Here is a 6,185-nt window from a genome sequence, read left to right as displayed (position 1 = left end):
ATCATTCTCAGAACAGGAGAGCAGGGATGAGCTTACTGGATATTTTTAACAACGACGCCTTCAGTCTCACCAGCCTGACCGCCACACTCAATGAACTGCCTTATAAACCAGGACGTATTGGTGATTTAGGGCTGTTCACCGAAAGTGGCATCAATACGACGACGGCCATTGTAGAGTCCCGCAACGGTGAGTTGATCTTGCTCCCTACCTCCGAGCGAGGGGCTCCGGCTCCCCAAGCCAAAGGGGGTAAACGCAAGGTACGCAGTTTTGTGATCCCTCATATCCCCTACGACTCCACCATTGTGGCGGATGAAGTGCGTAATGTACGGGCTTTTGGCTCGGAGAGTGCGCTGGAGGGGGTCAAAACGGTCGTCAACCAACGACTGGCGTCGATGAATGCCAACCATGAAGTGACTCTGGAACATCTCCGGTTAGGAGCGATCAAGGGCCAGATTCTGGGTGCTGATGGTTCCAGCATTATCTATGACTTGTTTCAGGAGTTTGGCGTCACCCAGCAGACCCATACCTTCAAATTCAGTCTGGCCGAGACTGATGTCCGGCTGGAATGTGTTGGTCTTCGGCGCAAAGTGGATAAAGCGCTGGGAGCGCAACCGTATACCGGATTAAGAGGTTTTTGCGGAGCCGATTTTTATGATGGACTGGTCGGTCATGACTATGTCAAAGACGCCTACCACCGCTTTCAAGACAGCGCCTTGCTCAGAAACGATCCCAAGGCAGGCTTCCGGTTTGGTGATATTGACTGGGAAGAGTATCGCGGACAGGTAGGCGATCTCCCGTTCATCAAAGCGGATGAAGCTTATGTGATCCCGGAAGGCACCAGTATTTTCAGAACCTGGTTTGCTCCGGCGGACTTTATTGAGACCGTGAATACCATCGGCTTGCCCCGGTACGCCAAGCAGAAAATCATGGACTTCGACAAAGGCGTTCAGATTCATACCCAATCCAACCCACTGCCTATCTGCCTGAAACCAAGAGCCGTGATCAAATGCAAGATGAGCTGAATGATCTGAACCGGCAGATCTTATCGACCTTTGGGCAGCCGGTCACGATACTTAAGACAGACGACAGCGCACTTAAAACTACGGGGATATTATCCAGTGAGCTGATCCCTGCAGGACAATATGAGCAGGTACTTCAGCCAATGACTGTGTTGGCGTTGGCTGAATCTATTCCATTGAAACGGGGTGATCAGGTGGTGTCAGAAGGGCAGCAGTGGACTGTCGATCGCAAGGTAAAAAGCGACGGCACCATGATCTGGTGGCATCTCCATGAAACTGGAACTTGAGCTGGACGACCGTGTTGAGGCAATGATTGCTCTGTTTCAGAACACCCCTGAAAAGGTGAATTTGGCGACCCGGCGTGCGCTCAGAAAACTGTCCCGGTTTGCTGAACGTCACACCTTGAGAGAACTGGCCCGGCAACAGGGAATTACCCAGAAAAAACTGAAAGAGCTGGGGCGAGTCAAAGTCAACCTTTACCAACCCGGTGAGCGGGGCAGTGACAGCTACCGTTTGGTGGTTTGGATTGGAGCCTTTGATATTCCTGCTCACCACCTGGGTCAACCAAAGCAAACAAAGTCTGGAGTTAGAACCGGTATGCATGTCTGGTCAGGCGCTTTTTTGATTCAACCCGTCAATGCCCCCAAGCCTATGGTGTTTAAACGTAAGGCTAACTGGCAGCACAGGTTCCAGCGCTCAAAAAAATCAGGCCGCATGATGTGGATGGGTCTGCCCCTGGAAAAGCAGTCCCTACCCATGATGCAGAACGCTGCCCAGGTACTGGAAAAGCTTAAGCCGGTGTTGCTGGAGCGGTTTGCAACGTTGATGCAGCAGGAGCTGGGCTTTTTATTGAGCGAATTATAGAGCGATATTACTAATGCCTCATCCTGAACAACAGCTTGTCAGCACCCTGATCCATACACTGGAACCTGTGTGTGATCAGGTGCTGCTGGGTTATTCCGCGACCGGTCTTGAGCAGGAATTAAAGCCTCCTGCCTTGCTGGTGCAGCTGGAGTCTATCAGTCAGCTGCAACAGCAGGGCAGTCGTCGTAAGTATCGGTGGGTCTTCAATCTCAGTGCTGTCGTGCCCACCAATGATCAGAGCACCTATACATTACTCGATCTAAGAAGGGCTGTACGTGAAACAATGGCCGCTTCTAAAACACTGGATCAGCAGGTTCGCAAAATTGAGTTTTCTGAAACCCAGTTTGATATTGCTCCCAACCAGGGCCAGCTGTCCTTTGCAGATATCACCCTGACCCTCGAAACCGTCTTTTAAACCCTCTTCAAGGAAGGAGATCCCTATGTCTATCATCGACCGCAGCTTTATTGGTGCAGGTAGTATCCATATCCAGCCTTATGATCACTCAGCTCCTTTGCTGCCCATCGGCAATGTCAGTGAGTTCAACTTCAGCTTCGAAGAAGACCGTAAAGAGCTGAAAAACTATCTGGGCGGAGGTGGCAACCGCAATGTTATCAGCCGGGTGTCGGGCATTACTGCCAGCCTGGTGGCTCATGATTTTACCGCCAGTAATATCGCGCTGGCGTTGCGGGGCAATGTCACTGCAACCACTACAACCCCCATTGTGGATGAAGATCAGGACAGTCACGGACTGGCAGACGAGCTGATTCCGTTTAAACGACTGCCCGATCTTAGCCAAAGCATCACAGTCAAAGACAGTCTGGATAACACTCTGGTGGCTGATGATGATTACGCATTAATGAAGTCAGGCATCAAAGTGCTGGAGGGTGGTAGTATTGATGACCAGGGTGTCAAAGTCAGTTATACCCCGCTGAAGGCCGATATGGTGCAAGCATTGGTAGAGTCCGGGCGGGAATTTTCCCTGTTTATGGAAGGGCTGAACGATGCTCAGGAAGGTTTGCCCTTCAACATCAGAGTCCACCGGGTGAAATTCTCACCGGTTCAGAATTTGGGTTTCATCTCCGATGATTTCGCCAGTATTTCACTGCAGGTGGATGTTCTGGCGGATACATCGATTTCAGGGAATGGGCTGAGTCCGTTTATGCAGTTGGATTTGGCCCAGTAGGGCACTCAATATTGGTTTATAGTCTCATATGTGTCGATGAATTACACGGCACAAACCCGTATACCAAGAGGCTACCCGGTTTAGCATTTTAAAGTCTCGCGCATAAACTTGATAAAACTTTGATGTAATACAAATACTTCTGATGCCATTTTGTTAACAGCTTTAACATCATCATCCACCCACTTAGGCCAGTCCCAGTCACCTCTTACTCGATCAGGAACGACACTTTGTAGACCTCCATGGGTTGGTGAAGATTTTTCAGCAACAAGCCAGCTGAATTTGTAACACTTGGCCCATAGTTCTTTGCGGATGGCCTCTAAATCTTGATCTATAAAGCTTTTCTCAGGACAGTTCCATTCGTCAACAAACTTATCAATATTATTTAGTGACTCAAGGTTAAAAGAGTTTCCGAAATCATGTGTTTCCAATAAATAGGCTGACCTGGAGCCAGATGGAAAGACCTCTAAGAACTCTTTGAATAAAGCTTCATCCACTGCATTTATTTTTTCTGCAGAGACTCTTTCTTGTACATCATTCTGATGAAGTAGCCACTTTGAGAATACATTATGCAATAAGGCTAAGGTTATTAAGGAATAACCAAGCCAATAATCTGCAGTGTTAGATCCCATCTCAGACAGCGTGATAATGTTTCCGGAATTTAGGTTAATAGACTCAATGATCCAGTTGTAAATAACCAGCTTAAATGGAATAGGTGTTAGTATAATCCCTGCACCTAAAGTAACGACATACCAGGTCACTTTGTTGTAGAAGTCTGGAAATAGCCACTTTTTTCCAAACTTGATTATAAATTCCTTAACTTCTTCTTTTGTAAACATGAAATCTCAGTGATATTGAGTGCTAACAGCTATTAGAGGATATGTTCGTTTCAGCTGCTATTATCGCGTAATCCCTACTCTTCCAAGAAGCACTTTTGCGGATCTGCAGAGGAGAGCAATAGCCTGAGAGAACATAGGCGATATTAGACCTTAAGTGAGTAATATTAGATATAGTGTGCATACGCATACATATACTCCCCAAAATCGGTAATATTCTCCCATCTTGCCCACGGAGAGGGCTATGACTTCAATCAAAGAGTCGGCTCTTCGGCTGGTACTAAAAGCCAAAGACGGCCTATCCAAAACTGTTCTTCAATCTGCATCCTCCCTCGAATCCCTCCGCAAAGAGGCCCAAACCCTCAAGCAGAAACTGACTGACTTGCAGAAGCAAGATCGTCTTCTGTCGTCTTTCCAAAAACAGACAGTAGTGGTCAGGGATGCAGGCAAAGCCTATAGGGAAGCGGAAGCCAGAGTTGAGAGGTTGGCCAGGAAATTTCAGCAGACTGAGAAGCCTTCCCGGTCTCTCCAGCGTTCCCTGGAGTCAGCTCGTAAATCCGTGGTATCAGCCAGTCGTGTCTATCAGGCTCAGCGGCAGAAACTGGCCGAGTTGCGCAGCAGTCTGGAGCAAGCGGGTCTTTCCAATCGAAACCTCTCTGCCCAGCAGCAACTTCTGCAAAAGGAGCTGAAAGAAACAGCTTCAGCTTTGCAGAAGGTGGATACCAGAGCCAAGGGCTCAACTCGCACATTTAAACGTTTAGGCTTTCGGAAACTGGCTCGAGATGCTGATCGGGCATCAGGAAGTATGGGGCGTCTATCCCAGCGGTTGGGAGCTCTGGTCGCGGCCAGTGTTGGGCTGTATACCATCAAGCGGGCGGTTCAGGGGCTACTGAGTACCGGAGACCAGTTTGAGCGTTTGAGAGTTCAGCTCAATGCCGTGATGGGATCGGTAGCGGAAGGTGAGCGTGCCATTCAATGGATCAAACAATTTACCCGCGAGACGCCCTACCAGCTGGAGCAGGTGGCGGAGGCTTTTGTACGACTGAAGGCGTTCGGTCTTGATCCCATGGACGGCAGTATGCAGGCCATGGTGGATCAGGCTTCCAAGCTGGGTGGCGGTATGGAACGGCTGAACGGGATTTCCCTGGCCGTGGGACAGGCCTGGGCTAAACAGAAACTGCAGGGTGAGGAGATTTTGCAGTTGGTCGAGCGGGGTGTACCCGTTTGGGAAATGCTGGAGAAAGCCACCGGGAAAAATGTTCAGGAACTGCAGAAACTCTCTACGGCGGGCAAGCTGGGACGGGATACCATTGCCCTGCTGATTGAAGAGATCGGCAAAAGCTCTGCAGGAGCTGCCGCCGAGAATATGTCCCTGCTGTCCGGCTATGTCAGTAATCTGAAAGACACCTGGCAGAACTTTCTGGATGAAGTGGCCCAGAGTGGGGCGCTGGAATACGCTAAAACACAGCTCAAGGGCATCTCGGACCAGATCAGTGTGATGTCAGAAGATGGTCGTCTGTCTCGACTGGCGCAGTCCATCAGTGATGCGTTTGTGCAGATGGGAGAGGCCATCAAGGCCAACTTTTCGGGGCTGACGTTTGGACAGGTGGTTGAGCGTGTTCGTTCCACCAGTCAGAGTATCGCCTCGGTGCTGGGCAGTCTGAACAGTACGTTTACTTTAACCGGTAATGCCATTCAGCTGTTTTTTAATGGTTTCACGGTCGCCGCTAAATCCTTCGGTTTTGTGTTCAGCTCTGTTATCGCCTCCATTACTCAAAGTACAGTCAAGCTATTTAGTGCCTTTGGAGCGGAAGAGTCTGCTCAAAAGCTGCAGTCCTTCAGTGACTCGATCAAAGAGGTGTCGGCAGGGTTCAGGGAGGCAGTGAAAGAGGATGTTCAGGATATTAATAACACCTGGCAAAGTCTGGGTGACGCCATCGTTCAAGCCAGTAAGGATACTCAGCAGACGGTTCGCACCGAGAGCGAGAAAACGACAGAGTCCGTCGAACAGGATGTCATCAAACTCAACTCGGCCTATGTGAAGTCAGCACAGACCGCTAAAAAAGCCTTTACGGATGCGGCTGACGCACTCAAACAGATCAATGCCGCTGAAACACGCACCGAGCTGGCTAACCTGGCAGTGGAACTTTCAAAGGCATTCGCCGAAGGCACCTTGACCCAGGAGCAGTACAACGAAGCCCTGGAAGCCAGCCGACAGAAACTGGCCGAATTGGAAGACGGTGCCCAGTCCGCAGCCGATGCCGCCCGATCTCTGGGTGATGCCG

7 protein-coding genes are annotated in these 6,185 nt (G+C 49.8%); 6 read left to right on the top strand and 1 reads right to left on the bottom strand.

Features of this window, described 5'->3' with window-relative positions; translation table 11 throughout:
• The 5 genes from ACR2PX_RS01750 to ACR2PX_RS01730 all read left to right on the top strand — a co-directional run.
• A partial coding sequence (locus ACR2PX_RS01750) for a major capsid protein (RefSeq protein ID WP_433997637.1) occupies positions 1 to 1,022 on the top strand: 1,022 nt, incomplete at its 5' end.
• Positions 1,007 to 1,306 (top strand): head-tail joining protein, encoded by a 300-nt coding sequence (locus tag ACR2PX_RS01745; RefSeq protein ID WP_433997636.1) that lies wholly within the window; start codon positions 1,007 to 1,009, stop codon positions 1,304 to 1,306. The genes ACR2PX_RS01750 and ACR2PX_RS01745, both read left to right, overlap by 16 nt.
• Positions 1,290 to 1,883, top strand: a complete 594-nt coding sequence (locus ACR2PX_RS01740) for a hypothetical protein (RefSeq protein ID WP_433997635.1) — start codon at positions 1,290 to 1,292, stop codon at positions 1,881 to 1,883. Before ACR2PX_RS01745 ends, ACR2PX_RS01740 begins: the two co-directional genes overlap by 17 nt.
• Before the next feature lie 13 nt (positions 1,884 to 1,896).
• A complete protein-coding gene (locus ACR2PX_RS01735; RefSeq protein WP_433997634.1) occupies positions 1,897 to 2,298 on the top strand; it encodes a hypothetical protein in 402 nt (133 codons plus the stop codon).
• Between the two features lie 25 nt (positions 2,299 to 2,323).
• Positions 2,324 to 3,067: a hypothetical protein gene (locus ACR2PX_RS01730; protein ID WP_433997633.1), complete on the top strand. Its 744-nt coding sequence runs from the start codon at positions 2,324 to 2,326 to the stop codon at positions 3,065 to 3,067.
• Positions 3,068 to 3,147: 80 nt separating this feature from the next.
• On the opposite strand, the gene ACR2PX_RS01725 is transcribed toward ACR2PX_RS01730, so the two are convergent.
• Entirely contained in the window at positions 3,148 to 3,903 is a 756-nt protein-coding gene (locus ACR2PX_RS01725) for a hypothetical protein (protein ID WP_433997632.1), read from the bottom strand.
• Positions 3,904 to 4,144: 241 nt separating this feature from the next.
• On the opposite strand from ACR2PX_RS01725, the gene ACR2PX_RS01720 reads away from it, so the two are divergent.
• Positions 4,145 to 6,185: tape measure protein (locus ACR2PX_RS01720; RefSeq protein ID WP_433997631.1), on the top strand; the 2,041-nt coding region annotated here is incomplete at its 3' end.

It is taken from the genome of Endozoicomonas sp. (assembly GCF_051008435.1).
Lineage (GTDB): Bacteria > Pseudomonadota > Gammaproteobacteria > Pseudomonadales > Endozoicomonadaceae > Endozoicomonas_A.
Note: the sequence above shows the minus strand (reverse complement) of the source record. Positions and strands in the feature narration are given on the sequence as shown.